The following is a 26802-nucleotide window of genomic DNA, read 5'->3' on the forward strand; positions in this document are numbered from 1 at the left end:
CTAGTCATCATAAATTAAGTGTACCTAAGATGATTAGAACTGATGCCTAAGCCGTACTCATTGGACTTACGTCAGAAGATTGTCAAGGCCTATGACCGAGGTGACCTCTCTCAACGTAGTCTTGCTATAGATTTATATTAGCTGGCGAGAAATATATCACAAGGTTGTAGATACTTAGTTCAAGGAGTTTTAATACAACAGCCTATTCAATAAACTACATGTAATCCTATGCTCGTTTAACTATCCAATTGCAATGATTCTTCCAATGGTCTAAGACTCCTTCCTGTACATCCAATGGCTAACCATAGTAGCGATCTGCCAATGTCTCTTACCATTTTATATGTGGGTTCTGCCGGACGATTACTGGAGATCGCAATCGGTGTAAATACAATTCCCTGGCTTCCAAAAACAATCGTTCCAATGGCCTTAGCCCTGGACATATGAAAATCTGACGTGATCAAATACACATGTTGAATATCTTGTATCTTCAGGTCCGACACCAATGTTGTGAAGTTCGTCACCGTATCTGAGGCTTTGTAGTCAAGATTAAGCCGATCTGCTGTGACACCAACTGTCTGAAACATTGCCTGGGTTTGTGTGGGTAGTTCCCCTGAAGAGATCCAGATCTTTATGTCAGGATAATAAGCCGCTATTTGGGCAGCCGCTAGTTCTCTTTTAGGATCTCCACCTAAGATGAACATTGCCTGAGGAACAGGAGTTTGGCTCGTTGCGATCGCAATCCTGATCGGAATCACACTGAGCCAGACCGTTAGCAAAGCCATGATCCCAAAAAGCCAGTATTTTCTAATACGCTTCATATACGGGTGAGTATAAACAGGTTGATACAATCAGTTGTCGGAACGATCTGTTTTCATCTGAGACAGTTTTGCCTGTAGTTTTCGGCCGACATGCTCACCCGTTTGCCCACTAACCGTCCATAAAAACGAGCGACTACCATCTCGGACAATTCGGAACCAGGATTCTGCAGGCTGACTGGTTGGAACAGAAACAGGTGTGAACGTCATACCACTATGCCCCAAAACAATCGTGCCAATGACTTTGGCACGAGGCATATGAAAGTCTGAGGTCACTACATAGATGTGTTGGATATTGTTTTCCTTAAACTGAGGAGCCAGGGTTGTAAAGTTGGTGACGGTATCTGTTGCTTGGTAATCGAGATATACCCGCTCACGCCTAATACCTTTTGCTTGAAAAACGGCATACGCTGCTTCAGGTAGGCGTTTTCCACTGGATATCCAAACAGATAATTCCGAATTGTTTTTTGCCAGTTCAGCGGCCCTCTCTTCTCGTCCAGCTCCTCCGCCCAGGACCAAGATCGCCTCCGGTTCAGGAGCCTGGTGTGCTGCCATTTCAAACTTTATTGCGATACTGCCCAGCCAAATTAGCAGAATACCCACCATGCCTGCAAAAACGGTCTGCTTTAGGGCGTTGCCAGACAATTTCATACTTTTCAAATTCATGAATAAGTAGGTATAAGCAGGTTGATCAAACTAGGTGGGCAGTCCCAATTAGCTATCAGCTCTCGATGTCCCCTTCAATGACACCCATTTGAGATTTGACAAAAGATTGAACTGACCTACTTAGTTATTGAATGGATTTGCTGATATTTGAGATAGTTTTGCTTCTAGTTTTCGGCCTATATATTCACCCGTTTGCCCAGTCATTGTCCACAGTATCGAGCGACCACCGTCCCGGGCAATCCGCAGCCAGGATTCTGCACGCTCGTTGGTTGGCATGATTACAGGCGTAAAGGTCATACTGCTTTGGACTAAGACAATCGAGCCGATGACTTTGGCGCGAGGCATATGAAAGTCTGAGGTCACCACATACAGATGTCGAATATTGTGCTGCTTAAACTGCGCGATTAGGGTTGTGAAATTAGTAACGGTATCCGTTGCCTGATAATCGAGATAGGGGCAGCTAAGCTTAAGTTGAAAAGAAAACGGTACTTCTGTCCCTTTATTGGGTTCGCTGAGCAACACACATCATTACCAATGCTCCCTCAGCCGAGTCAGGATTAACGCCGCTCAATCGCTGTGCCCAGCGAATATTCCATGCGGAACGGCCATACTCACCTTGCAATACCTCTGCGCCTGCTGTGCGATTATGGGGGAACAGCCTGACTGAGAAACCTAACGGCTCTAGGGTCTTGTGGAAAAATGCTGGGGTAACACCGTCACCTGGTTTATGGTGGGCCTCAGTTGCTTGACTCCAATGTTGCTCATCGTTAGTGGAATGGCCACCCCGGCGTAACAAGCGATAAATTGGTAAACGTCCATTCCAAATTAGCCGAGCAATAATGTTATCTCCCCACATGCTTAACTGCAAATCGTGATCGGTAATCAGCAAACCTCCAGGTTTAACAATGCGGGCTGCTTCTTTGAGTACCTGTTCCATGTCGTCACAATGGTGTAAAGAGGCATTGATCGTCACAATATCTGCAAACTCAGATATAAAAGGCAAGGCTTGGGCGTCAGCTAGAACAGGCCGGTAGCCAAACTCCTCAGCCATTTTCAAGCCACCATGGGAAACATCAACTCCAATCAAGCGCTTTGGTGTACCCATTTTGTTTTTGAGTTCTGCGTAGACATTGCCAGGCCCACAACCAATATCAACGACAACTTTATCTGTCCAGCTACCGGTCATTGCATACCAGCGATCTTGAAAGTATTGATCCCTATGGACAACGTCGAGATAGTCCCTAGCCCATTCAGGGTGGCCAAAGTAATAGCTATTAGCCTTAAGCGCGGGCGAACTGTTTTTAATTGGGAAGGATAAAACACCATCATTCCAACTGTAGGGATCTGCAGTTGGTGTAATATAAGCAAGAAGTTCCTGAACCCAATTTTCTGTTTGATCAGAGGAAGCGGTCATTAGCATTTTGGGGTGATGTAATTTTTCGGTGTACATGTTTATATTGCACAGGTGCTTGACCAGTTTTTCCTACTGTCACGTTAAAAATATGACAATCTCTTTGAAATTTTATTGAAGTGTTGATCAAAGCTTTATCGACCAGTTCAGCCAACAATCACGCTTTACTAAACAAGTAGTTGGTATTGTTACAGGCTGTTTAAAGGACTGGAGATGGGGGACGAGTTCCTGAAACTAAAGATGGCAGACTAATGTTTTGATAGAGTTGTATTAGTTTCTCGGCAGCACGGTCCCAGGTGTAGTTTTGTAGCACAAACTCTCGCGCTTGTTGTCCCATAGCTTTTGCGTGCCGTTGGTGGCTTAAGACTTGATGCAGCGCAGCATAGATTGCATCTGTCTTCGTATCGACTACATGAGCTGCTTGCGCAGTGGCTGCCTCGGGGAAGTTACACCCCTTTGTAATAATACATGGAAGCCCAGCAGCCATGCCTTCGAGCACAGACATGCTAAATCCTTCGGAATAGGAAGGGGCGACATAAACGCTAGCAGCAGCTAATGCTGAGCGTTTAAAGGCACCCGTCAACATACCCGTGAAGGTCACAGATTCAAGACAGCCAGCTTGGGAAAAGTAGTTGCGGGCTGTTGGCAAAAAATCAATACTGTCAGGCCCTGCTAAAACTAAATGGGTATCAGGAAACTGTTGATGAGCTTTAGCAAAAGCTGGGGCTAGAAGATCTAGACCTTTTTTGGGATCAATGCGTCCCAAAAAAAGGATAATTTTTTTTCCTTTGATGGCAGGAAAGCGCTGATAAAAAATGTTTGAATCCGGCAAAGTCTCAAATTCTTCACGATGGAGTCCGTTAGGGATAATGTCTGTCTGCGAAAAGCCTAGGATGTTTACATTGTTTGCTTCTAAGGAGTTAAGGGTATGAATTGCACTGGCTGCTTTGAGGGTTGGTACTTCAAAGTATTTGTAATAGATTTTTTTCTTTGATCCTTTATAGGAGAGTGCCCAGGGTTCAAGCATACCGTGTGGTGTAGTGATGTAGGGAACCCGTTTTCTTTGACAAATCCATCGGACTATTGACATTGTCGGTGCAAACATATTGTTAGTATGAACAACGTCATAGTCTGATGCATGTTTTGCCAACCAACTTCCTAAAGAGAAACTGAGAATGGCATCATTGTGATGAACACAGTCAAAGTATCTGACTCTGTAGTCTTCTTTGTCTATCCAATCTCCAAGGGGCACACTCAGTTTTTGGTTACCATTGGCATTTGTTGTGATCAAGTCGACACTAACGCTCTTACGACCTAAACTTTGAGCCAGTTCTTGTACAACTTTAGAGGGTCCACCGTAGACAGTGGCCAGGTAGGGAATTGCCATCAAGATTTTCATACTCTTTCAGTTTGACTGATTAACTTCTTGTTCGTACGGCTAAAGCAGTATTGACGGCATTTAATAGCCCCTCGCCGAAACGTTCAGGACTGTGCTGAGAAATAATTCTTTGACTGGCTTGTCCCATTTTGATACGGTCACCCTCATCCATAGAATGCATGTTTAATAGGGTTTGGGTAATGTCCGAAGTTTGGTGTGGGTCAAATGTAAATCCATTTTCACCATCTTTAACAAGGCTGTGACAAGCCCCAACAGTATTGCTACAAAGAATGGGTAAACCTGCTGCACAGGCTTCATTGACAACTAGGCCCCATTGTTCAATCAAGGCTGGATGTACGAAGGCACCAGCCAATCCGTACCAGCTACCAATTTGTTGGTACGTCAGGAATCCGGGAAGATGAATCACATGCTCCAACTTTTGCTCTGCAATCAGCTGCTGAATTAGGGGCTTCTCTTCTCCACTACCACAGATGATCAAAGGCCATGCTTGGTCTATGCCAACTTTGTCGCAATAGACAGCAAAGGCTTCTATCAAACGGACCATATTTTTACGGGGTATTAGTCTGGTAACAGCCAAAAAATAAGGCTTATTTGGAATTTGCGGCTGCTGCTGTCGAGTTGTTTCTAAGTTTTGCCGAGCAATAGCAGCTTGCTGTATAAAGTAATCATTGTCAACAACATCGTAGCCGAAGAAGATGCGATCGCAAGAAACCCCTAACTGGACTAGATAATCTTTGTGGGCAGGGCCTCCAACCAAGGCAGCGTCATACTTTCGAACATAGAGCCAAGACTTTAGCCGCTCTTTCCACCATGTTCGCTTTTCATCATCCCATTTGCTTTCACTCATCAAAATAGTAGGCACCTGATGGCGTCGACACCAGCTTAGAGCTGCCCGTGATACGGGAAATCCCCAACCCGGAATTACAAGTACATCAGGTTTAATACTATCTAAACAAGGCATCAAAGCTGCAACGGCCTCTGGCGAATCAGGGTGAACGTTATGAGGAGCTTTAGACGCTGGCAGCAAAGTTTGTAGTGAAAATCCTTCAACATTCAGCAAGTCACCCCATGGATGTTCTTTGGTTTGATCGGTTGCTTGAATCGCGGTTAGTTGCCAACCATTCGTTTGACAAACATGGCTAGCGGCTCTTAGCCGAGCAAGGTGGTAGTTACCTATGTGATTAAAAATAATAGTAAGATGCATATAAATTTAATACCTATTAATGTCTATTTCAGCGGACCAAATTTTCTTAAGGCAATGAGCGCAAGCACGGGCAAAATAGTTGTTGTTAACCAAAACATACTACGCATTGTGATGCCAGCTGCGAAGAAACCGAGGGCATAAACAACCAGCGCATAGTCTGACTGTTGCCGCATCGCCATACGATTCCACCAAGCAGCTAATGCCCCGAAAAATAACGACATGGCTACGACACCAAACATGCCTGCCATCATATAACTTTCTCCTAAATAGGTTGCAGCTACCGTCCAACCATCAGCTCCTGCAATCTCTTCAATGCTCACAGTGAGACCTTCTGGTTTTCCTGGCCAGAGCGCTCTAGGGATAGGGCGTACTAAAGACCAAACAAGCACTTCTGGGCCTAAAAAAGGATAGGTTTGTGGCATTGCTTCAGCAACCCACCCAATAGATGCTAAGTTATAATCTACGGCGAAAGTGTTGCGGGTTTCTTCGCTAGCATAAACTCTATTTTCGACATAGTTACGGAGACCAATATTCCTAAACTCAAGCATATGATATGAACCATATGTACAAATAAAGCCTGCTAATAAGATAGGAATGACCGTATTTCTAAAAGTGTTCTTTTGTAAGGTCAATATGTAAGCCATCATAAAGGTGGCAACATAGGTAATAAAAATATTTCGTGTCCCACTGGCAAAGCCTTGAAATAAAGTAAAAGCAAAAATCACAATCACTGTGAAAATTTGAACTCCAGAAAAAGAGCGTCGCCGATTCCAAACAACAGCCGCTAGAGGGGGAACAACATATGCCATCAACGACAGCTCTATCAACAGGCTGCTCAAACCGCCTAATCTAGCCCGTGTCCACGGTTGAGAAAAGCGAGCACCCATCATGGCATTGACCATTTCAAATAGATTAAACTGAACAGACATCAGCTTGTGTAAGTAGCCAACTAAAGCCACAAATAGAAAGATTTGAAATAGTGTTTTGTTAGACACCTCATCTAACGCTAACCAGGGAGAAGATACTGGTTTCGGCTCAACTAAATGACGTCCTATGGATAATGCGGCCATACCAACTAACACAATATTAAGTGCTAGTGCTGTTTGCTCTGATGTTGCCTTTTCAAGAAATCCCTCTTGAGGAAATAAGAATTCTGCTAATGTGAGTGCATAGATAGCTAATAGGCACAGTAAGTCAGTGCGAAATAAATTACGCAAGCCCTTACGGCTATCAAAGAAAACACTGGCTAAAAATCCAATGCCAACGCTAGTAGCCGCCGCACTCGCCATAGCTGTTACTGATTGCTCGGCTGAGTAGAGAGTATACGCCATACCAATACTGGCTAAAAAGCAGGCAGTCCCCCCAACAGAGGGAGCTGGGGGGTAGTAGGACTTAGCATCCGCATCGTTGTTAGTAGCTAGCTGCCAAGGGGTCGAGGATTGCATAAGGTTAAGCGGACTGAGACGCTATCGATCGTTGCTTTTTAGTGGAAATAGACGTTTCAAATCGCTGAATGAGTTCGGCTGCTTTTGCATCCCACGTTAGATGATGCTCAATCAGCTGACGAGCGCGGTTGCCCATGTCAACACGCTTAGTATCATTGCTCAGCAGCCGATCTAGAGCCTCAGCTGTAGCATCAATATTTTTAGGGGGTACTGTATAACCATGAACACTATCCTCTATCACATCATTAATACCACCGTCGCTACAGCAAAGAATGGGTTTGCCTGCTGCCATTGCTTCTAGATAAACAGTTGCAAAGGGCTCATCCCATCCTACTAAGGCAAAGCAGTCTGACCAGGCCATTTCTTGTAAAACATCCTTATGGGGGACTTTACCTAGAAGTTGAACCTGCTCGTGCACGCTCAGTTGATTGATCGTTTGCTTGATCTTTTCTTCTTCAGGGCCTGCTCCAATAATCCGTAAAATTGCATTGGGATGTTTAGTGGAGATCCTGTGAAATGCTTTGATGAGTAGGGGAATCCCTTTACGCTCGGCAAATAGTGCGCAGGTTAAAATAATCCTACGCTGTTTAAGCTGAGGTGGTCGAGGACGATCCTTTAGGCTTGATGGTGGTAGGGCAATGCCATTGTGCAATGTTGCTGTAGGTGCTGTTGGAAAAAGCTGTTGCATATCTTTTTCCAAACGAGTGGATACCGCTAACAGCTGCTCAACTCGTTTGACCATCTGTTGCATCGCCTTTTTTCGACGGGGATACTGATAACAGTCTGTAATCTCGTCATAATCGTGATCTAGCACAAATAAAGGAGGGCGGTCGGGTAGTTGTGCAGCAATCCAACCGTTAGGCAGGCTATGGTGACAAAAGAGGATATCTGGTTGATAACCTCTAATAATTTCAGTAAGGCGTTTTCGAGCAGACCACCAAGCCATCTGTAAAAATGGGTGTGGATTGATATAGGCTCGTTGCTTAAAGGGGGCAATTGGATAATATAACCAGCGTGGATACTGCACGCTAACTGACCCCGGCCAAACATAGTCGGCTGGGCAGTGGGCATAGGCTTTCGCACCTGGTGAGTATGCTATCCATTTGGGCAATGCAGATGTGAAAGACACTACTTGCAAGTCAACACCTTGTCGCACCAATGCCTGTGCCTGACTGAGTGCCCAGGTTCCCATGACCGTATTATCAGGCTTAGGAAAGTATGACGCTAAGAACAGAATCTTCATAGTGTTAGCCTGTACTTGATTGAGTCTTAGGAAGGACGTCCCATCCGTCCGCGAATTAATGCCTTAGCCTGGCTATAGATACTATATCCGGCTCCTAATCGCGCATTAAATTTGGCGTTTGCTTGTTTGAAATTTTCAAGCGTTGCTGGGTTATCTAAGTGGCTACTTTTTAGCTTTTGCAACAACAGATTTTCAGCATATTCGTAAAGCTGTACATCTAACCAATTACGCTCAGCTATTTGATGTTTAAGCTGATCTGAAACAATGGCTTTGGCTTTGATATGGCTAGAATTTCGACGCAGATATAGACAGCTATTCCATCCCATCATTTGCTGCAACAGCAAAATTGACTGATCAAAGTATTCTGTGATGCCCACAAAAGAAAAATGAGTTTCTATGTTTCTTTTAGCAGTTTCAAGCAGTGTACTATCACATTTGCCAATAGGGGTACGATTAATAAAATAGTCGTTTGAGCCACCTGCTAAAAAACGCACTTGACCGTTATCTAATTCCATTAGCTGGGTTTGCAATGCAAACTCTTCCAGAGATTTATTTAAGGCGTGCTGGTGGTAGTAAGCAGTTGGATTTGTCCTTGAGTAATCGTAGAGAGAGATAATTCGAGCCACTGGTTCACGAAGAAACGTCATATATGTGAACGGCTGCGGCAAGTATTGATGGATGCCATAGCAAAAGTGTCCGACAACATATCGATCTTGTAGCTTTTTTCGTTGGAGCTGTTGCTCAACAGTAGCTGCTGAATGTCTCTCTGCAAATAATCTAATCGCTCGTGTTTTAAGCGAGATACCAAGTTTACGACGAAGTAATCTTTGTAAAGTAATACCACCCGTTTTTTGAATATGTAGAAAGATAATAAAAGTATTACTATTTAGTGTTTGCATTCAAACTATAATCCTAGAAGCTTGTGACGGAACTAACAAGACGATTGAAGTGTTTAGATAAATTTTCGAGTCGAAAGTTATCGAGAGAAACTGCTCGACTTGAAAAGTCTGCAAGTTTTTCAGGGTTTTGATAGCAATAAGTTATCGTATCAGCTATTGCCTGCGAGGATATTTTGGATAGTATTAAGCCGTTTTGCCTATCTTCTACCACTTCCCCACAGTGCTGGGAGGCAATGATGGGTAGCTTCCAGGCTTGGGCTTCCAACTGGGTTAACCCAAAACCATCAGATAACGTAGGAAATAAAAAGACATCTGCCTGCTGGTAGTACTGGGCTGTTTGACTACGGGGTACAGGACCAGTCCAGTGAACTTGAGGATGATCTTTTAGCTCAGCAGGAATTTCAATTTGCTGTGAGCCAACCATCCAAAATTCAACCGGGTGTCCCTTGAGCTGATGGATGGCTTCTAAGCAGGCAGCAATACCTTTGCGAAGAGTAATAAGTCCTAAAAACAAAACTCGTAGCGGACGTTCAGCAGAAAATTCTGCGGGGTAAGTTCGAACAAACTTAGTAGCCTCTATCGGTGGCTGATAAACGAGGGGTACGATTTCAATTTTATTAGTGGGAACATTTACCTGTTCTAACAGAGACTTTGACCAGTTAGAGTTAACTACAATATGATCGGCGAGTTTGCATTCTTCTTGCCAGTTTTGCCAATAAACAGAAGGTACTGCTTCCCAATCAGGGGCGATGTCAGAGTGTTTTTTGCATTCTGTTATGACGATTTGTTCTTCGACAATGCCTGGATCAATCTGTCCTAAAACAGTACGCCAGCCAGCTTGCTTAGCAAATCTGAGCAACTCTAAGCCTGCATAGCTATAGGTAAACAAAACTGGACGATGGTTTGCTTCTATTCGTTCTTGAAAGCTCTTCAGGGTTTTAATTGTCTGTTTTTGAAACCATTGGTTCCGAGCGAGCATTCGATCCCAAGAAGCAGTTTTTTGCAGACGATGGGTTATTTCAAACTTTAATAGCCCCGTGGTGTAGTTAGCTATTTGTGCGTCAGCTAAATCGGTATGATAGCGATCGCAAAGTGACTTTAACCCCGGTAAATGATTTGGCCATGACTGGGGAGTGACCCAGGCATCGGTTACTAAACTATGCAGTTGCCCTGTCTGATGCAAAGCACGAGGAATTGCATAGTGTTCGCGAGCACCAAGTTGGCAAACTATCCAGGAGGTCATTGCGTAGCAAGATAAGTCAATTTCTCTTTGATCTCAATGGTCTGGGACTGAGAGCGATGTAACTGTAAATGCGATTGGAGCGTTTGAGCAGAAATAGGTTGTCTTTGTTGACGATGCTGATAAATTAATCGGGGTATTGATGTAATTCCCTGAAGAATGCCTTGTAATCGACCATTCTTAACCAACCAGAGGATACGATTAAGGCACTGGGCTATGCCTAACCACCAGAACGATACTGGATATCGAAGATAGGCCAATAAGGCTAAGTTCGCGATGCTGGCGGCTGTTACTTTAGGGCGGCTATGGTGGGTTAGCTGGGTATTATGAAACACTCGCAGCCAGGAGCTATTCAGAACTTTCCAATTTGAGTCACGTAGTTGTAAGATCAAATCGACCTCTTCCATACCGTAGGCAACTTCCAGAGGAACGTAGCCATTGGTTTGCTGAAATACACTTTTTCGATAGGCACAGCCACAGCCGATAAAATCGGGTACCCATCGCGCCACCAAATCATCAGGTGTGACTGGTTCTCCGATGTGAAAGATATTTGCCCCAATAACAGCTGCCTTCGGAAACATCTCGAATAGTTCGATTAATCTAAGGAAATAGTCTTGGTCAAGCGGGTAAGAGTCATCGTCAAAGCTAGCAATCAACTCATGACTGGCAGCGTCAATAGCTCGATTTCTGCCACCTCCTGGTCCCATCTGAGAATCACTTTGAATAATCTTGACAGCTTTAAACAAACTGTTGTCTAGTGCTGCTTGTGTAACATGGTCATTGGCATCAATGTGAACAATGACTTCGCTAGGCGCAGGAACACACTCATAGATTTTTGCTAACGTGACCAGCAACTGGTCGGGGCGGTTAAAGGTTGGAATAACAACAGTGACAGGAGAAGGTGTCATAGGGATTAATTAACGGGTGTAAGAGGAGCAAAACCAGGCTTAAACTTAATTACTTTGGCCGGTACACCCACAGCAATCGCTCCGGCTGGAATATCTTTAGTCACTACGCTACCGGCCCCAATGACTGAGTCTTTGCCGATAGTAACGCCTTTGAGTACAGTTACGTTAGCACCAAGCCAGGCCCGATCAAAAATGTAAGTTGGGTTGACAATCAGGGGTTGGTTGAGGGGAGGTAGGTTAGCTTGCATACCATGATCATGATCGGTGATGTAGCAACCAGGACCTATGCCACATTGCCGACCAATTTTGATGGATATAGAGGCGTCTATAAAGGTGTTGCGATTAATATAGGTGCTTTCACCAATGCAAATTTTAGGTTGAATAGTCTCTTCACCGCTGCTAAGTAGCACAACACCACTATCTAACGAGCATCCTATACCCAGTTCAATATCATTAAAGTTTCGAGGAATTTCAATACGACCAATCCAAGCATAGCCTTGTAACCTGACGCCCAAAGTTTTGTAGTAAAAATTATGCCAGCGGCTAATAAGCCCTCTTTTAATTCGCAACAACATTTATTCTAGGTGCAAACAACATTATGACTGTGGCTGCTGAGCAGTAGACTGTTGCGTTGTAAGTATTTCAAAAACGCCATTGAGTTTTGCCAATAAAACTCGTGGTAGGGCTGCCCATCCTTGCCACGATTGTAATGAAGCGGCTAGGTTAAATAGCTGCTGCACTAAGAGCTTAAAATAATCGCCAGGCCGGTTACGTTCTAAAACCTGAGTCATTACGTAGTAGCGATTGACTAGGTCCATCTTGGCCAGCACCGCAGGATCGTTTTTATGATCACCGGGCTGACTGTCATGAAAAATTTTTGCTGTGCGAACGTTTGCTAGTTTCCAACGTTTACCCACCTGAAGTGATAGGGTAACGTCTTCCATTAAAGAATAACCTACGAAATTGGAGGGAAAAGGAGGGTCTGGCATGGCTTCCCGTCGATACAGCGTACAGGTTGAGTTCATCCACTCAACGGGAACGACGGTTGGCAAGTCTTCGCGATCTTCTGGTAGCAGATTCATCACAGGTCCAATGCATTTGCCTGCGTAGCTTTCTTCAGCATGGCCATTAAGAAAATGAAAAATGGCTTTACTGAATCTTCCTGGAGCTGTGTAATGACAGTTAGTAATTAAAGTACAGACCCCCCCTAAAGTTGAATCTTGGCTCAATGCTTGCCACATTTCTGCAATGCAATCGGGCTCAAAAAGAATATCATCATCGCAGAAAAGAATGTAGGGATGAGATGCATGTTGAATAGCTTGATTTCGCTGGACTGCGGCTCCTTTAGCAATGGCTCGATAATAGGCGATTTTTGTAGAGAGGCCAGAAATATCAGAATGGCAGAGTTCATAAGTGTCATTGCCATCGGAAGCATCCACAACAACCATATCTGCCGGTTGAGATTTTTGTAAAGCCAAACTCTCAAGTGTTCTGGCAAAAACCTTTGCCCGATTACGAGTCGGTACTATAACAGAGATAGGCAACATGCTCACAATGTTTGACATGGAATCATTACAGTTAAAACTTAAAGGTTTTGATCAAAGACTACAGCTAAGCAGGGATTAAATTAACTATATTTGAGATTCTCGAAATAAGTAAGTAGGTGGCAATAAGTAAACATACCCTGAATCGCTAAGATGCTCATCTGCTGGTTTCCGGTATGCTGAATAGCTTTAGCCACCTACTTACTACACAATAGAGATGATAATCAGTTTAATATCGTTGCAATATATGTTTAAGAAACACATATCGACTAAAGTTATAAGCTCGACCTAGTGGCTGGTAGAGATGATTTCGGTGTTGTTGAATCTGAAATAACTTATCAAAACGCTCCCCTAAACTATCAATCTGCTGCTCGAATTTTTCTTTGGCATATTCGTACAGCTTAATATCCATTGAATTTCGTTCTTGAATAAGTTCCATGGTAGAGGCTGAAATACTCTGACTATTTAATTGACGCTGCGAGGTTATATTTTGTTTTACATAAACAGGTGTGCTCCAATCAAAAGCATCTTGCAATAAAATCAAAGACTCATCAAATCGTTCAACAAGGCCAATAACTGAGAAATACTGTTCTAAATGCTGCTTTGCAATTTTCAACATTTCATTGTCATTCTGTGCTTTGATATCGCTTAATCCATATAATAAACGAGTTTGTATGTTCCCTTTAGATGCCAGAATAAATTCCTCTAAAGTCTGACTTTGTACTTCGTTGAATCCTTTTAGATTTGAGCTTCGGCGAACATAATGATAGTGAGATATTTCGCGTTTAACTGGTTCTCTTAGCAGAGTAAAGTAAGTTGAAGGGCAAGAAAGATATTTATGTAGCCCGAACGCAAAGTGGCCTCGAATCAGTTGTAAGTTTCGTCTTTTATATTCAGCAATTTTAGCTAGCTCATGTTTTTGGTTAATACCATTAAATCTAAACGTTCTATTTTTGGAATATTTTTGATTTATGATGCCATTAAGCGTAGTACCACCTGCTTTTGGAATATGCAAAAATATAACCAACGGCTTACCATTCAAGTTCTCACCAATAGCAAAAATATCTGACTGAGATGTCATAGTGTTTCAAAAATTCAATAATTCTATAAATATAAATCTCATTTTTTCAAGCTCAATTTATGCGTAAAAATAATATCTCAAAAATCTCAAAAAAACTAAAACTTGAAATCAAATACTTTATTAGATACTTAATTTCAAGTTTGCTCTTTATTTTTAATTTAAAGTAACTGAAATTTAATAATCAATAAAACTCCATCAAAAACTTTAGCCTGGTTTGAAGTCAGCAAAAATAACTGAAATAGAGATTATATGACTAGTCTATTATCCTATTTAATGCATGATATGTAACTCATTGGATAGATTAGGCATGGAGATAATCTTCTAGCGGATTCTCAATCCAGATACTTCTTGTATAGGACTTTAAATATTGTTTTATCTTTCGTAGGATGCCTTTTGTCTGTAGAACTTGATAAGGAAACAATGCATCAGCTAGAGATATTTCAAACTCAAGATTCTTATCTAAAGAAAGAGCAATAGCTTCAATTTCGAGCAACATCTCAGTTCCATATTTTTTTAATAAATGCTGCTTAATTGATTGAACACCACGAGCAAATGTTCGATTGTCGGCTGGGTTTCTCAAGGAAAGACTAGAGGTCATTTCAGCCCAACAACAAAGTGGTTTGGGCTCAAACTTAAAAGGCTCTATTATTTGTAAAGCTCTACAATATTCTTGTAATCCTGCATCCTTGACTGTAGGCCCAACCTGAAGCTGAGATTGCATTTCTGTATGCCAAAATAGCCCACCATTTGAGGCCCCTTCAAAAAAGAATAGATAGGCATAAAACTCTAGCGGGCTATAGATTTTGGATGTGAACCAGTCACCTCTTGTGGTTCGATCAGTTGGTCTAGCATCATACTCAGTTTGTTGCCAAATTGCCTGATTGCGCAGCAACAGCTTCACATTGTTAGCTCTTAGAACAGCAATATTTTCAGATAAATAGGTTGGCAATAGCCAGTTATCGTCTTCTAGAACACACGCATAGGTGCCACCCAGTAAACTGTTTGTTGTAAAGGCTTGGTCAAGATTACCTGCACTTCCTAAATTTTTTGGATTCGGACGATAGATCAAACGGCTATCGGCAAAACTCTCTACGACTGCTTTTGCTTCCTGGGCAAGCGAATCATCCATCACAATAGCGCGCCAATGAGGGTAATCTTGGTCAATCAAGCTTTGAATAGATCGTTTTAAGAGATCCGGACGCTTATAAGTGGGGATTCTAACTTCAGCTAGTTCCATCGTGGATTTTAGTCTGTTGTTTTCCAAATAGTTTTTACTTCCAGACTCTGCGTTTTACGTCTGCAATAAACTCTGCTCCGGTAAAACCGACTGCCTTATATAGTTTTTGATATAGCCCAGGTGCGATCTGACTAGAAGGTTCAAAATTAGGTTCGCTATCTTTAATTGCTTTTGCTACCTGAGCTGCCCATTGCCTATTCCAGCTGTAAATACGACGTGCGTATTCAAATCTGGCCTGATAGATCGCATCTTTTCTTGCCTGAGTTAACTGGCCAGTTGACAACAAATACTTTTCAATTGCTTCTTGTACGTCTAAACGGTCGCGATAAATTTCTAAAGCACTTCTACGCGTCACAGTACCGCTACACCACCAACGATAGACGGCACCGGCTTGATTGCAATATATAAATTTCTTGTCTGCTTTGAGCAAACGAATATATAAGTCATAGTCTTGACAATGTTTTAGTTCCTTACGCCAACCATTGATATCCATCAACGCCTGCTTGCGAGTTAGTAAACCACCTGTTTGAGGTAAATGCCATCGACTGGCGAGTAGCCATAGGTCATGAGGCTCTGTGTACTCTGTTATTTTAGAAGCGGTATGTATAAGCTTCTGTTGCTCTTTGTGTTCAGTAATGTGAGGGCTGTAAATAACTCCAGCGAGCAAGTTATCGTTAAGAGATTGGATTTGTTTCTCAATTTTATCAGCTAGCAAATAATCATCGGCATCCAAGTATTGAATCCACTCCCCCGTACTCATCTCAAGTAAACGATTTCTAGCCGCATTGCCACCTTGATTAGGACCTGTTTCCCAACGGATAGCATCGCCAAAGCTTTGGATAACTGCTAAACTCCCATCGGTAGAACCGTCATCAACAACAATGACTTCTTTATAAGGATAGCTCTGCTCTAACGCACTCTGAATTGCTTGGGCTATCCACCGTTCTGCGTTATAGCAGGGGATGAGGATACTAACTTTAGTTGACATTTAATATTAGGAATAAATAATAGCTAAACTTAATTTAAACCCATTTTTTGACGTAGCTTGCTTGAAAAAGCGCGTTCAGATAAGTAGTCATCTTGCATAGACAAAATCTTATTTCTCATGAGAGAAACCTCTGAATGGCTCATACCCATAGCAATATCTAAGGCCTGGGTCCAATTCTCACTTTTCACTGAAATACAGTTAACACCATCCTTAAGATCGATATCATAAAGTGCCAATTCATCTTCATGAAGTATGGGAATGCTCCCTTTTACGAGAGCTTCTATGACTCGATGGGTGAGCTTACTGTAGCCTGGCGGGCAAAGGGTAAAATCTGATTCTTCTAGACAATTGATGAATTCTTGTGGAGGTAAACCTCTAGGTTTAGAGGGATCATCGCCGTATTCTATCCACAGTAATCCTTTATTTTCTAACCCCTTATCGGGTATTTTCTTCCACTCATCTAGCCTGGCTTTAATACGTTGTAAAATTTGCGTTCTTGGTGCAGGTTTTCTATTACCAATAAAATTGAATTTATATTTTCTATATGCTTGTGGAGACCAGTCAAATGAGAACATTTTACGATTCAGGTCTTCATCAATCAGAAAGTTTGAGTGAACATCAAAGCCGATAAGCTTCTTGGTAGCAATTAGGCTATAAATATCAAGTGTATGATATCCCTCTAAGAAAAAGATGCGCTTGCTTTTAGATATGAGAGGAAAATACTTAAGTGTTTCCTTAAGTTCATACCATAACGTTCGCGGGTAGGATGATTTTCTGCAATTTGAGATAATCCCTATATTTTGAGTCTGATTGGCAAGCGCCTTCAAATTAAACTGTCTGAGTTCTGACATAATCTGAAAATACATCCAGTCCCAGTCTAAAGGCTTCAACTCATTGATAACAAAGACATTGTTTATATCCTCAATACGTTCGTAATAGAACGTATGACCTCGATAAGAAATTTTTTCTTTAGGGCTAGTTAAAACGTAAACACAAACGTCGTTAGACGAGATTGCTCTCACAATAGTGTAACTAAGGCACTCTAACTGTGGAGCTACGATACAAATATTTCTCATGCTTATTATTTCTCATGCTTCAATTGCCATGGCATTGGTTAATTATATATTTGGGTTTCCTGCAGAAAGTTATGGTAAGTGCTAGAAAGGTTGACCTAAGATTCTATCTTGGCGTTGCTGATTTACGGGATGCTTCTAGGTCGATAACTACTCTTACAAACATGGTCTGATCGACAGTCAGGAAATTCCATCAGATGCACCCACAAAAACGTCCTTTCATTGTGCAAAGCCAGTTATTAGTTTCGATTATCTCGAAAGTCTAACTAACGAACACGAAGAGCTGTCCATTCACCTGCAGCAACTTGGCGTATGTGATGAGTATATTTATTACGTTCAATAAGAATTCTTTTAATAGAACCCATACATTCCACTCGAAAATTCCAGTTCCTAAAACGTTCTGCTGCATCCTGATTAACCGGAAACATACAAAGGAAACTAAATCTTATGTAGCGTCTCAGTTTTGAAAGTAGTTGCCATTGCCAAGTCCACTTAAATGGCCATCTTCCACCACTAAATTTATCCGTGAACATAAATGGATCGACGCCCAAAGCTCCAGCTCCCTGGGTTTCAGTAAGAACTGATAGATATTTGAGATTTAAACGTTCAGCTTTAACAGAATGACGAATCTGAATACGGGGATCAAAGGCAAATTTGTATTTTCCTAGACTATACATCAAGTAGCATAATTCCAAGTCTTCACCAGTTACACTCATATTCTTTCCGCGTTGAGTATCATTAAAGAAACTATATCCCTTATCAATACATTCTATAATTGGCTTCACTCGAAAGGTTGAACCAGCGCCAGCAATAACCGCTGATTGAGCAACAACTACGCCATTAGGAATTTGTATCTCAACATCTGATAGCATAGGTTGAGCACAAGCATAGCGTCCTGTTGTCCAGGAAAACCATTCTGGAATAGGTTGGGTAGCAAAAATGCTGTTTTTCGACCCTACCATACCTACATTTGGAAATTTCTCGAAGATTTCAAGAGTATAACGTAGAAAGCCAGGTTCTATAAAGTTGTCATCGTCAATGATGCTGATAAGTTCGCTTTGAGCTTCTCTGACACCTTTTAGAAAGGCATTGACTTTACCAACGCGAGGTTCATATAAAATTCGCCCATTCAACTGCATATTTTCTATGGTTGTGGAGGCAATTTCTGCTGTTCTATCGCTAGAAGCATTGTCAATTAAAAGAATCTCGAAGAGATTTTTTGGTACATCAGATTGATTTGCTATTGCCTCTAAACATTTTTGAATATTTGGCTCCCCATTATGTGTACAGATAAGAAGTGTAATCAGTATTGATGTGTTCATTTTGAGTATTCCAGTTATATAAGACTCAAGTTGAGAGTAGCTCTTTGAGGTAAGTGCAATGATGTTTGCTGAGTCTAGTTTTTGCCCTTATCCTATTAGCCTCTCAAGATTTGGAGCACCAACCAAATATCGCCATATCTATAGTTTTAATCTCTTGATGTCCTTAAGAGGATTTTTAATTGTTTAATATGGACTGATATAATTGTTGAGTTTTTTTGGCGATGTTGGGCCAATCCATGAGATCGCAAACCTGGCCTACAATTTGACTTAACTCGGATAAATTTATTTCCATGCTTTCCTTAAAAGCATGTAGTAAACCTAGCTCATCACTGGAATCATATAATAACCAGTCTGCATCACCCAACGTTTCTGGAATCCCGCCCAAGCGTGGAGCAATTACAGGTCTTGCGTAAGACATTGCCAAAACAAGGCTACTAGAGGTTAAGATTTGCTTGAAGGGCAATGCTACAACCGTTGCAGCACTAAAGAACAGATGCATTCTGTTATCTTCGATAAACTCTAAGTGTGTGTGGACTCCTGGAATTTGAGCAGCCATGTTAGCAATCTTCTCTTCGTAGCTCTTGTCAGGGGCTGCTCCTGCAATCACAAGTGTGTGATCAGCAAAAACTTCCTTATGCTCAGACCAAATTTTTAATAATGATTCGACTCCTTTATACGGACGTAAGAGTCCCTGCCATAAGTAAATGTTACCGATAGCTGGTAAGCCTAAAATTTTGCGTGCTGCTGAAGCATCAATAGGGGATTCGTATATCTCTCGGTAATGACCAATGGAAATAACACTGACAGAGCTATCAGTCGCTAAATAAAGATCAACAACCGATTCTTTGGAAGAATGATTATGGACAATGAGTTGATCAACAATTTTTGCTAACCGCCGCCGTATCCATCGTTCTAAACAACCATATTGGGTATCGTGAGCAATAAGATTATGTACTGTCCAAACGACTCTTACTCCTGATATCTGCACTATAAAGATATCAACTAAGAACTTGATAGCATAAAACCACCGACTGATAACAGAGTTGCCTTTAAGATATGGCCCCAGCCAATGTAAATGTAGGACATCGACCTTGTCTGGTTGAGTATTAACAGCTCTGTAAAAAGGCAGCAAGCGGCGATAGCCCACTGGAAAGGATACTTCAACCCCTGTGTTCTGTAGCGCCCTTTCTAGTAATGCCTGATAGGGATTATCTATCCGACAGTCGGGCATCATCAGTACTCGCATCTAACCCAGCTCCTTGAGAATACCTTGCTTGACTAGATGCTGCATGCCTTCGCCATACATTAAATGACGAATTGGACCAACGTAGTGACGGCTTGGAGCACCATTAATATTGCCCTCAAGGTGGACATCGTAGGCAGAGGGCAGTAACTCAGCTCCAAACTTAGAGCTAAATAAAGCATATAGGGTTTGTTCAATGCGCCAAAAGTGACCAATAACGTCTGGCAGGTCCAAAAATTCTTCAATCCAGTTCAGATTCATTGAGGCTTTATGAATGAGGCCTAACCCAGAGTTAAAGCGCTCAACCATGTCAAAATCACACTGTGTTTTGACAACAGCTGGATCCACAGTAAAAGCGCTAGCAACATCACCATTGACAGTGTTGAGCAAATATTCAGGGTCTTCGATGCGACTTAACAGTACTGCAGGCTCTTCAAAAAAGAGAATATCGCTGTCGAGTAGCAGCATACGATCGCTACTTAAATAGGCAGCAAAGTCGAATACCTTGGGTGCTAGGTGATTAGTTTTACGAAATTCCAAACATTTTGGATGGTTAGATAAACCTGCGAGAACAAAGTCATCAGCTGTCTTACGCTCAATCACTCTTGCTTTAGGAAAATGGTGTTGAAAAATGTCACGATGCTCAGAGGTGAGGGTGCCGTCATCATGAATGCAGAGGGCATAATGGCGGTTAGAGGCCCAATAAAAGGATTTGAGTGCCCACATCAAGTTGAGCCAGTCTTTGGCTGAGGTGAGTACGTGGATCTCACAGGTAGTATCAACTGTGTTTTCAATAGAGCGTGTTTTGAGAATGCGGGGACGCACGGTGTCGCGGTAATGAGCAACCGTAAGACCATGCTCATATTTTTGGCGCACTTTCAGCGCTAAAGCACCTAAGGACATACTTTATAAACCTCTAGTATTATCAGCTACAAATTAGGATTAACAGATCGGAAGATCGGACATCAACAAAAAATGACTAGCTAGCTTTTATTAGAGATTCATAGTAAGTAACAAGCTTCGGAATAGCGTTATCAGGATGAAGACGCTCAATACTGCTAGCTGCTTCCTGCTGCATCGTTAACCTTTGATTTTCTTCCAATTGCCAAGCATCGCTAATACCTTCTGTTAGAGTGGTTGGATTCCCTGGTTCTACTAAAATGCCAGATTTATTATGCTCGATAACCTGTTCAAAACATGAACCTGTAGTGGCAACGACTACTTTTCCAAGACCCATGGATTCCAGACAGGTGTTTGGTAAATTATCGATAAGTGAAGGTAAGACAACAATTTTAGCGCCTTTGATAATGGGATAAAGTCTGTCATGGCGCAAAGAATCTATGAAAACAATACGCTCAGCAAAATCTTGCAATTTTTTAGCGATATACTCTCGCATACTACCTGCTTCGGGAGATATACCTGCTCCTCCAACAAATACCATATACATTTCGGGATAACGTTTAAGAACCTCTGGTAATGCTTGAGCCAAGATATGTACACCTTTCATCTGGGTCATCCGCCCAAAGTAGAGTGCGTAGGACTTACCTGCTAGTTGCCGATCAAAGACTTCAAAATCCAAAGCTGGCTGCTCAGGGAAAAAAGGTGTTTCAATAACATCAACACTAGGAATGCTGTAGCCTGTTTCTACCTGTTTGGCAACAAAGTAGGTGGGTGCGTAGAGATGCTTACATCCGGTAATGGCCAGCCTTTCCATATACCAACGGGCTTTAACTCCTGCAGTCTCTTGGATAGCGGCTGCCCGATCCCAAAAGGGGCGATAGCTTGATAGTCGGGTGACGATAGGCACTCGAGACTCTTGCCGAAAGAATAAACCAACCGCCATGACATTAGCGACTTGGACGATGTCAAATGGCTTTTGCCGATGAACTTGTTTCCATTTTTTCCACAGGCACCAGGCAGCTTTCAAGTCTTGATAAGGGCTGTAGAATACTTTGGGAATTAACGGATCAATATGATCAAACACCATGCGGCGGTCCCAAAGAGGAACTACGCGATGAACCGTTACCCCCTGAAACTCAATTTGACCTGAAGATTGTGATCGTGTGAAAACACTAACAGTATGTCCTGCCTGAGTAAGGGCAACGGTAACTCGACCAAGATAGTTGGCTAGGCCGCCAGAGTAAGTTGGCTCTGTAACGAATTCAGGGGTGATAAAGGCAATGCGCATGGGTAAGGTTAGGAAATGCCTGCTAGTGATGAATTAAAGGGCTTTTTGAGGGTGTCTCTGATCATACGAGCTTGTTTTAGACAGCCTTCTGCAAACATAGGATCAACAACTTCAGCGATTAATTTATAAAAGCGTCGCTCATTATATTCCAACTTGTTGGAAAGGGCTTTAGCTTGTTTAAAGCCTCTTGCTGCGATTGCTTCGGCACCACTACGGTAAGCATTGATTGAGCGCTGAAACAAAACACCTGCAAAGATTTGGCGGCGTTCTGGTGTGAGAGCCTCAGGTGAGTCCTGCTGTAGACGCACTAATAGCCCTATCAGCATTTCTGCATAGAAACCAGGTGGTTTAGGTGTACGGGTGATGCGATTAGGATCGTTATGATTGCGATGACAAAAAAGATAGTCATCAAGCTTATGGAGACGGGCACCAGTTGCACTGAGACGAACATGCAAGTCATATTCCTGTGCGCCGACTAAACCTGCACGAAATCCGCCTACTTTTTCTAGCAGGCTACGTCGATGAAGGGGACCTTCCGTACCAAAGCCATTAAAGAAACAATATATAAAAGGATCGGTATTAGTTGGTGATGGTAAAGCTCGGAGCTTTTTGATCGGTCGTTGGGGGCGATCGTCACCGAAGAGATAACCATTACAGAAGACAAGATCGTATTGATTGGAAACTAGAAAAGGCAGCTGTGTTTCAAGTTTATGGGGTAACAATACGTCGTCTGCATCTAAAAATTGAATAAATTCTCCCTGACTGATTTCTAATCCGGTATTTCGAGCACAACAAGCTCCTTGATGGTGATTTTGTTTGAATCTAACTTTTTCGCCATATGACTGCACGATATCTCTACTTTGGTCCGAAGAGCCATCATCTACGACAATTACTTCGACATTGGCATAGCTCTGCGAGAGGGCACTATCAATAGCTTCAGAAACATAGTTTTCCGCGTTATAGCATGGGATAACGATGCTTACTAAAGGAGAGTAACAATCCATAGCTTAGAGAAAATTATTAAGATTTTCTAGTATTATTTCTAGTTTTTTCTGTCTTGAAACTTATTCAAAATAAATCACTGCTATATGATTTTTCAAACATTCATAGACTGTCATAGTAGTAGCAAATCATGTATTTTGCCAGTTTGGTGCTTTATTAGCATGAGGGAAAGAAATGTTGGGTTCGGAATGACCTAAAAATCGACAAATTTCACGCCAACCATCTCCATTTTCCCAACAAACAACAAGCAGCTTATCAGGACGGTCAGAGAAATGATTCTGAACTGCTTGGGCATGCTTGAGATACAAGTCAATGTGTTCTTTTTTGAAGCCACGAGGGGTGCTATAACCATAAGCGATCTGTTTTTGCTGGTTAGTGCCTCCCCTATCGAAATGCTTACATAGACTGGCATACCATGTTTCTGGATCTTTCCTAAGAGTTAAAATAAATTTACTATCTGGATAAATCTCATCAATGTCTTGATATAAGTATGGCCAAGGAAAATCCTCACAGCTGTCTTTATTAGAAAGTATTTCAAGCACAGCTTTTCGGTTCTTTTGAAAAGATAACTGTACGTCAGGATCGTACCATTGATGTCTATATCCTAAGTAAGTGAGGCAGTATGCTAACGAAGTAGTTCCTGTTTTTCCAAGTCCAACACCGACAATTTTTCTACATTTATTTTCAGAAGTTCGAATCCCAATAACTCTGGCGAAACCTTCTTCTTGAATTGGCCATCCAACAATTTTTTGAACACCAGACTTATAAACAATCTTGCGTTCCAACTTAGGTATTTGGAAAGAACCAAAGCCAATTTTAGTCATTTTCAATTTTTATGGTTGTGTGCTTAATATTTTTTGTATTATCAAAAATACCATTCGCAAAAGAGCTTTTTTCAAGAATGAGACTCAAAGCCAATAGCTCGACCTTGGGCGTCTGCAAATAATTTTGCTTCGTCTAACTCTTGATAGTGAGCTTCATCCCTATAACTTAGAATTCGAAATTTTTGATTACCAACAATACTGAGAGATGGGACTTCTCCGGCAATAACAGCTCCCATGCCGATGATGGCTCCATCGCCAATCTTAGAACCAGGTGCAATACAAACATTCATGCCAATCCAAACATTGCGCCCGATATCTACCGGCTTTTTAACAGTGGTTTGATCATAAGGTAGCCGATGTCCTTGATATTGATGGTTAACGGTGTAAAGTACAAGGTTTCGACTAATATGAGTATTATCACCAATTCTTAAACCGCCTTCACCTCGAATAAATGCATTCTCACCAATATGAACATTGTTACCTATCTCAGTATGCCGAGCTTCACTTAATTTAGTGGTTCCGACAACATGTAGCCCTGTGCCACAACTTTTCAACTGCTTGATCCATTCTTGGTTAATCCTTTCAGTTTCAAGTGACTTTTCTATTTGGAGCCAGCGATAGAGTCGCTTAACCAAGATATTCTTAATAGTTTGAGGTAGCACTAAGAACACAAATTTATTTCACTAGGGAGTAATTTAGTTATTTGTTATCCAGCTGCAGAGGTCTACCGTTGACACCACCGTAGGCTTTATTTTCTTCGAGGCGCTGATAATGCTCGGGATCGCGGTAGCCAAGAATTCTAAATTTTTGATTTCCTACAATGCTTAAAGGTGGAACCTCGCCAGCAATAACAGCACCCATGCCTACGATGGCTCCGTCGCCAATTTTTGAGCCGGGTGTGATGCATACATTCATCCCAATCCAGACATTGCGACCAATCTCGACAGTTTTTTTAACCGTAGTGTGGTCATAAGGAAGGTAGGTACCATGATACTGGTGGTTAACTGTATAAAGAACCAAGTTTCTACTAATATGAGTATTATCGCCGATCTTTAAGCCTCCTTCTCCTCGAATAAATGCGTTTTCTCCAATATGGACATTGTGTCCAATTTCAATATTTTGAGTACCACTGATTCGACTGTTATTTCCTCGTATTGTTAAGTGATGACCGCATAATTTAAGGCTTCCAATCATCGCTCTTTTTTTATGGTCTAAGTCTTTCTTTTCAGCCAGCTTAGTCCACTCATATAATTTATTCGCAACATATTCTTTCAATTTAATCTGGCTAACCATCTTTATGCAGGAAGTTACTTTAAAAAACGCTAGATAACATTTCTAGTTGTTCTTCGCAGGCTAAATCAAAATCTTTTATTAGTGATTTGCTGATGTCATCTGGGAATTTCGGTTTTAGTTGTGATTTATTCGCCCTGACTCCAACTTTCTGAATAAGCGTCTGTCTATCAAATCCTTCAAATATTTCCTCAAATGCAGGAATCAAAATTTCTAAGTTGTTCAAATCTTCGGTTCTTAGCTTATATATTAAAACGTTCGGATTTAAGCGAATAAACTGTCGAGTACGGGCTTCTATTTCGTACCAATACCAAAGACACTTTAGATAAGGATGCTTAAAATTTGGGTTCTGTAATTCAAGTTTATCGAATCTAATGATGTTTCGAGGCGCATACGGTTCCAATACCCAATCTCCTCGCTTACATTTCTTTCCAGGTATTGAACCGCGATAAAGAAAACTTTTCGCAACTTCGTGTCGATCTCTCACTAAATGTATGACTTTTAAGCGATTTCCAAATTCTTTAACTGCTGCATCGGCGAAGCATTTGATAAATGCATGATTTGTCTCGATATACCACTTTTTTTGAATTGATGCTTTGTAAATAGCAGGGAGCTTAAAATCTTTAAAGTAGAACCACATTTTTTGCTCTCTATAACCATTAAAATCATGGAGAACATCTGCATTCATTTTAGGTATAGGTTCATGGAATGCGGCACAGCTTGGAATAGTCCGGCAGAGCTCATAAAGAGTCTTACTTCCACTGCGTCCAGTAGTTGCAACAAATACAAAACTTTTGGAAGGAGTGCATAGTAATTTACCAATTTTACGCTTGGCAAATTGAGCTATTGGGCTGGTTCTGAAAGTAGATGTGTCCATACTTGACTCCTTTTACCTATACATTTAAGATTCTTCAAAGGGATTTGGGTAACTAACTTTCCTCAAAATTTCTCAAAAGTTTAACTATTTTATTAATATCGGGCTGCCCATAAATTCTATTGAGTTTGCTTGTAATAGCTAGCATTTTTTGCTCTTTTTGAGCTACTTTCTGATTTCTATGGAAAGCAGCATCTCTTCTGTCTGTGAGGCGTTGACCAACAAAATCTTCTAACCTATCAAAAGAGTCTTGAGATCTCATGAGATCGGAGTATTCTAACAGAATGCTTTCACGCCCACTGTTCTTTAGCGCTTTCAGCATACTCGTGTTGTATACTGACCAAGCCCTTACAAATTTGAATATCTCGATATTCATATTTCTCCTTTTATGATTGGCTTGCATTTTGTAGCGGTTCCAAACTTCAAAAGGAGAGCGATAAATGCCAATTAATTTATGTTGAGGCAATTCTGAAGCCCACATAGAATAAGTTAAACATGTTCTAGGATCTTTAAATCCCCAATGATCATTTGAATCTAACTGTTCAATAGTAGATTGAATTTTTTCTCTGATTTGACTAGATACGAAGTGAGTTCCAAAAGGAATATCCAAGCTGTATAAGCCCTTGGAATTCAATATTAGGTTATTAATATCCTTAGTCGAATCTCTCTCCCACTTGTTACCTTGATCATAGTTTAATCTACACTCTTTCTGGTCAAGCATATTGATGCCAGAAGCATGTAAAATTTGAGAAACTAATGAAGTTCCCGATTTATGCATACCAAGAACTACATAGATCATGATGTTTTATTAATTTAATAAACTGTAATTCTATATGGGGGCTCGACTCTATAGATCAACGAATTTAGCCTCCCAAAATCGTTGGAAAACTGATGTTTTAATACAAC

General features: G+C 41.5%; 27 protein-coding genes. All 27 read right to left on the reverse strand.

The features are described 5' to 3' along the window. Nucleotides 1-236 precede the first annotated feature (236 nt). A complete protein-coding gene (locus tag QGP82_RS21975) occupies nt 237-782 on the reverse strand; it encodes a YdcF family protein (RefSeq protein ID WP_499061014.1) in 546 nt (181 codons plus the stop codon). A 66-nt stretch (nt 783-848) separates the two neighbouring features. Further along, a complete protein-coding gene (locus QGP82_RS21980; RefSeq protein WP_499061015.1) occupies nt 849-1466 on the reverse strand; it encodes a YdcF family protein in 618 nt (205 codons plus the stop codon). A gap of 135 nt (nt 1467-1601) precedes the next feature. Further along, nucleotides 1602-2003 carry a YdcF family protein gene (locus QGP82_RS21985; protein ID WP_499061016.1) on the reverse strand — a complete coding sequence of 134 codons (402 nt, stop codon included), beginning with the start codon at nt 2001-2003 and terminating at the stop codon, nt 1602-1604. Beyond that, nucleotides 1981-2895: a class I SAM-dependent methyltransferase gene (locus QGP82_RS21990; RefSeq protein WP_499061017.1), complete on the reverse strand. Its 915-nt coding sequence runs from the start codon at nt 2893-2895 to the stop codon at nt 1981-1983. Before QGP82_RS21990 ends, QGP82_RS21985 begins: the two co-directional genes overlap by 23 nt. Nucleotides 2896-3091: 196 nt before the next feature. After that, a complete protein-coding gene (locus QGP82_RS21995) occupies nt 3092-4279 on the reverse strand; it encodes a glycosyltransferase (protein WP_499061018.1) in 1188 nt (395 codons plus the stop codon). Nucleotides 4280-4310: 31 nt separating this feature from the next. Next, nucleotides 4311-5495 (reverse strand): glycosyltransferase family 4 protein, encoded by a 1185-nt coding sequence (locus QGP82_RS22000; protein WP_499061019.1) that lies wholly within the window; start codon nt 5493-5495, stop codon nt 4311-4313. A 23-nt stretch (nt 5496-5518) separates the two neighbouring features. Then, on the reverse strand, nt 5519-6784 hold the full coding sequence (locus QGP82_RS22005; protein WP_499061020.1) for an O-antigen polymerase: 1266 nt from the start codon (nt 6782-6784) through the stop codon (nt 5519-5521). Between the two features lie 160 nt (nt 6785-6944). After that, nucleotides 6945-8183 (reverse strand): glycosyltransferase family 4 protein, encoded by a 1239-nt coding sequence (locus QGP82_RS22010; protein ID WP_499061021.1) that lies wholly within the window; start codon nt 8181-8183, stop codon nt 6945-6947. A 26-nt stretch (nt 8184-8209) separates the two neighbouring features. Further along, the gene (locus tag QGP82_RS22015) at nt 8210-9082 is read right to left on the reverse strand and encodes a sulfotransferase family 2 domain-containing protein (RefSeq protein WP_499061022.1); all 873 of its coding nucleotides are present in this window, start codon (nt 9080-9082) and stop codon (nt 8210-8212) included. A 13-nt stretch (nt 9083-9095) separates the two neighbouring features. Continuing rightward, entirely contained in the window at nt 9096-10325 is a 1230-nt protein-coding gene (locus QGP82_RS22020; protein ID WP_499061023.1) for a glycosyltransferase family 4 protein, read from the reverse strand. Continuing rightward, a complete protein-coding gene (locus QGP82_RS22025; RefSeq protein WP_499061024.1) occupies nt 10322-11230 on the reverse strand; it encodes a glycosyltransferase family 2 protein in 909 nt (302 codons plus the stop codon). Before QGP82_RS22025 ends, QGP82_RS22020 begins: the two co-directional genes overlap by 4 nt. Nucleotides 11231-11235: 5 nt before the next feature. After that, nucleotides 11236-11745: an acyltransferase gene (locus QGP82_RS22030; protein ID WP_499061025.1), complete on the reverse strand. Its 510-nt coding sequence runs from the start codon at nt 11743-11745 to the stop codon at nt 11236-11238. An 81-nt stretch (nt 11746-11826) separates the two neighbouring features. After that, nucleotides 11827-12795, reverse strand: coding sequence for a glycosyltransferase family A protein (locus QGP82_RS22035; protein WP_499061026.1), 969 nt, complete (start codon nt 12793-12795; stop codon nt 11827-11829). Nucleotides 12796-13003: 208 nt separating this feature from the next. Further along, nucleotides 13004-13855 carry a sulfotransferase family 2 domain-containing protein gene (locus QGP82_RS22040; RefSeq protein ID WP_499061027.1) on the reverse strand — a complete coding sequence of 284 codons (852 nt, stop codon included), beginning with the start codon at nt 13853-13855 and terminating at the stop codon, nt 13004-13006. Nucleotides 13856-14156: 301 nt separating this feature from the next. Continuing rightward, complete coding sequence (locus tag QGP82_RS22045; RefSeq protein ID WP_499061028.1) at nt 14157-15092, reverse strand: glycosyltransferase family A protein; 936 nt, start codon at nt 15090-15092, stop codon at nt 14157-14159. Between the two features lie 34 nt (nt 15093-15126). Beyond that, nucleotides 15127-16080, reverse strand: coding sequence for a glycosyltransferase family 2 protein (locus QGP82_RS22050; RefSeq protein ID WP_499061029.1), 954 nt, complete (start codon nt 16078-16080; stop codon nt 15127-15129). A gap of 29 nt (nt 16081-16109) precedes the next feature. Further along, nucleotides 16110-17102: a hypothetical protein gene (locus QGP82_RS22055; RefSeq protein ID WP_499061030.1), complete on the reverse strand. Its 993-nt coding sequence runs from the start codon at nt 17100-17102 to the stop codon at nt 16110-16112. 317 nt (nt 17103-17419) lie between these two features. After that, nucleotides 17420-18475: a glycosyltransferase gene (locus tag QGP82_RS22060; RefSeq protein WP_499061031.1), complete on the reverse strand. Its 1056-nt coding sequence runs from the start codon at nt 18473-18475 to the stop codon at nt 17420-17422. 175 nt (nt 18476-18650) lie between these two features. Further along, entirely contained in the window at nt 18651-19622 is a 972-nt protein-coding gene (locus QGP82_RS22065; RefSeq protein WP_499061032.1) for a glycosyltransferase, read from the reverse strand. A gap of 99 nt (nt 19623-19721) precedes the next feature. After that, a complete protein-coding gene (locus QGP82_RS22070) occupies nt 19722-20621 on the reverse strand; it encodes a hypothetical protein (RefSeq protein WP_499061033.1) in 900 nt (299 codons plus the stop codon). A 76-nt stretch (nt 20622-20697) separates the two neighbouring features. Then, the gene (locus QGP82_RS22075; RefSeq protein ID WP_499061034.1) at nt 20698-21906 is read right to left on the reverse strand and encodes a glycosyltransferase family 4 protein; all 1209 of its coding nucleotides are present in this window, start codon (nt 21904-21906) and stop codon (nt 20698-20700) included. 8 nt (nt 21907-21914) lie between these two features. Further along, nucleotides 21915-22910 carry a glycosyltransferase family 2 protein gene (locus tag QGP82_RS22080; RefSeq protein ID WP_499061035.1) on the reverse strand — a complete coding sequence of 332 codons (996 nt, stop codon included), beginning with the start codon at nt 22908-22910 and terminating at the stop codon, nt 21915-21917. Nucleotides 22911-23036: 126 nt separating this feature from the next. Next, on the reverse strand, nt 23037-23732 hold the full coding sequence (locus QGP82_RS22085) for a sulfotransferase family protein (protein ID WP_499061036.1): 696 nt from the start codon (nt 23730-23732) through the stop codon (nt 23037-23039). A 71-nt stretch (nt 23733-23803) separates the two neighbouring features. Further along, on the reverse strand, nt 23804-24367 hold the full coding sequence (locus QGP82_RS22090) for an acyltransferase (protein WP_499061037.1): 564 nt from the start codon (nt 24365-24367) through the stop codon (nt 23804-23806). 64 nt (nt 24368-24431) lie between these two features. After that, complete coding sequence (locus QGP82_RS22095; protein ID WP_499061039.1) at nt 24432-25025, reverse strand: acyltransferase; 594 nt, start codon at nt 25023-25025, stop codon at nt 24432-24434. A gap of 19 nt (nt 25026-25044) precedes the next feature. Further along, nucleotides 25045-25899, reverse strand: coding sequence for a hypothetical protein (locus tag QGP82_RS22100; protein WP_499061040.1), 855 nt, complete (start codon nt 25897-25899; stop codon nt 25045-25047). Between the two features lie 52 nt (nt 25900-25951). Further along, nucleotides 25952-26695, reverse strand: coding sequence for a sulfotransferase (locus QGP82_RS22105; RefSeq protein ID WP_499061041.1), 744 nt, complete (start codon nt 26693-26695; stop codon nt 25952-25954). Nucleotides 26696-26802: the final 107 nt, after the last annotated feature.

The organism is Leptothoe sp. LEGE 181152 (assembly GCF_032906605.1).
Lineage (GTDB): Bacteria > Cyanobacteriota > Cyanobacteriia > Phormidesmidales > Phormidesmidaceae > Leptothoe > Leptothoe turfae.

What these genes read in the sequence shown, in the direction of transcription:
- QGP82_RS21975 (WP_499061014.1), bottom strand. Translation starts at nt 782, where the DNA reads ATGGCTTTGCTAACGGTCTGGCTCAGTGTGATTCCGATCAGGATTGCG.
- QGP82_RS21980 (WP_499061015.1), bottom strand. Translation starts at nt 1,466, where the DNA reads ATGAAATTGTCTGGCAACGCCCTAAAGCAGACCGTTTTTGCAGGCATG.
- QGP82_RS21990 (WP_499061017.1), bottom strand. Translation starts at nt 2,895, where the DNA reads ATGACCGCTTCCTCTGATCAAACAGAAAATTGGGTTCAGGAACTTCTT.
- QGP82_RS21995 (WP_499061018.1), bottom strand. Translation starts at nt 4,279, where the DNA reads ATGGCAATTCCCTACCTGGCCACTGTCTACGGTGGACCCTCTAAAGTT.
- QGP82_RS22000 (WP_499061019.1), bottom strand. Translation starts at nt 5,495, where the DNA reads ATGCATCTTACTATTATTTTTAATCACATAGGTAACTACCACCTTGCT.
- QGP82_RS22005 (WP_499061020.1), bottom strand. Translation starts at nt 6,784, where the DNA reads ATGGCGAGTGCGGCGGCTACTAGCGTTGGCATTGGATTTTTAGCCAGT.
- QGP82_RS22010 (WP_499061021.1), bottom strand. Translation starts at nt 8,183, where the DNA reads ATGAAGATTCTGTTCTTAGCGTCATACTTTCCTAAGCCTGATAATACG.
- QGP82_RS22015 (WP_499061022.1), bottom strand. Translation starts at nt 9,082, where the DNA reads ATGCAAACACTAAATAGTAATACTTTTATTATCTTTCTACATATTCAA.
- QGP82_RS22020 (WP_499061023.1), bottom strand. Translation starts at nt 10,325, where the DNA reads ATGACCTCCTGGATAGTTTGCCAACTTGGTGCTCGCGAACACTATGCA.
- QGP82_RS22025 (WP_499061024.1), bottom strand. Translation starts at nt 11,230, where the DNA reads ATGACACCTTCTCCTGTCACTGTTGTTATTCCAACCTTTAACCGCCCC.
- QGP82_RS22035 (WP_499061026.1), bottom strand. Translation starts at nt 12,795, where the DNA reads ATGTCAAACATTGTGAGCATGTTGCCTATCTCTGTTATAGTACCGACT.
- QGP82_RS22040 (WP_499061027.1), bottom strand. Translation starts at nt 13,855, where the DNA reads ATGACATCTCAGTCAGATATTTTTGCTATTGGTGAGAACTTGAATGGT.
- QGP82_RS22045 (WP_499061028.1), bottom strand. Translation starts at nt 15,092, where the DNA reads ATGGAACTAGCTGAAGTTAGAATCCCCACTTATAAGCGTCCGGATCTC.
- QGP82_RS22050 (WP_499061029.1), bottom strand. Translation starts at nt 16,080, where the DNA reads ATGTCAACTAAAGTTAGTATCCTCATCCCCTGCTATAACGCAGAACGG.
- QGP82_RS22060 (WP_499061031.1), bottom strand. Translation starts at nt 18,475, where the DNA reads ATGAACACATCAATACTGATTACACTTCTTATCTGTACACATAATGGG.
- QGP82_RS22070 (WP_499061033.1), bottom strand. Translation starts at nt 20,621, where the DNA reads ATGTCCTTAGGTGCTTTAGCGCTGAAAGTGCGCCAAAAATATGAGCAT.
- QGP82_RS22075 (WP_499061034.1), bottom strand. Translation starts at nt 21,906, where the DNA reads ATGCGCATTGCCTTTATCACCCCTGAATTCGTTACAGAGCCAACTTAC.
- QGP82_RS22080 (WP_499061035.1), bottom strand. Translation starts at nt 22,910, where the DNA reads ATGGATTGTTACTCTCCTTTAGTAAGCATCGTTATCCCATGCTATAAC.
- QGP82_RS22085 (WP_499061036.1), bottom strand. Translation starts at nt 23,732, where the DNA reads ATGACTAAAATTGGCTTTGGTTCTTTCCAAATACCTAAGTTGGAACGC.
- QGP82_RS22095 (WP_499061039.1), bottom strand. Translation starts at nt 25,025, where the DNA reads ATGGTTAGCCAGATTAAATTGAAAGAATATGTTGCGAATAAATTATAT.
- QGP82_RS22100 (WP_499061040.1), bottom strand. Translation starts at nt 25,899, where the DNA reads ATGGACACATCTACTTTCAGAACCAGCCCAATAGCTCAATTTGCCAAG.
- QGP82_RS22105 (WP_499061041.1), bottom strand. Translation starts at nt 26,695, where the DNA reads ATGATCTATGTAGTTCTTGGTATGCATAAATCGGGAACTTCATTAGTT.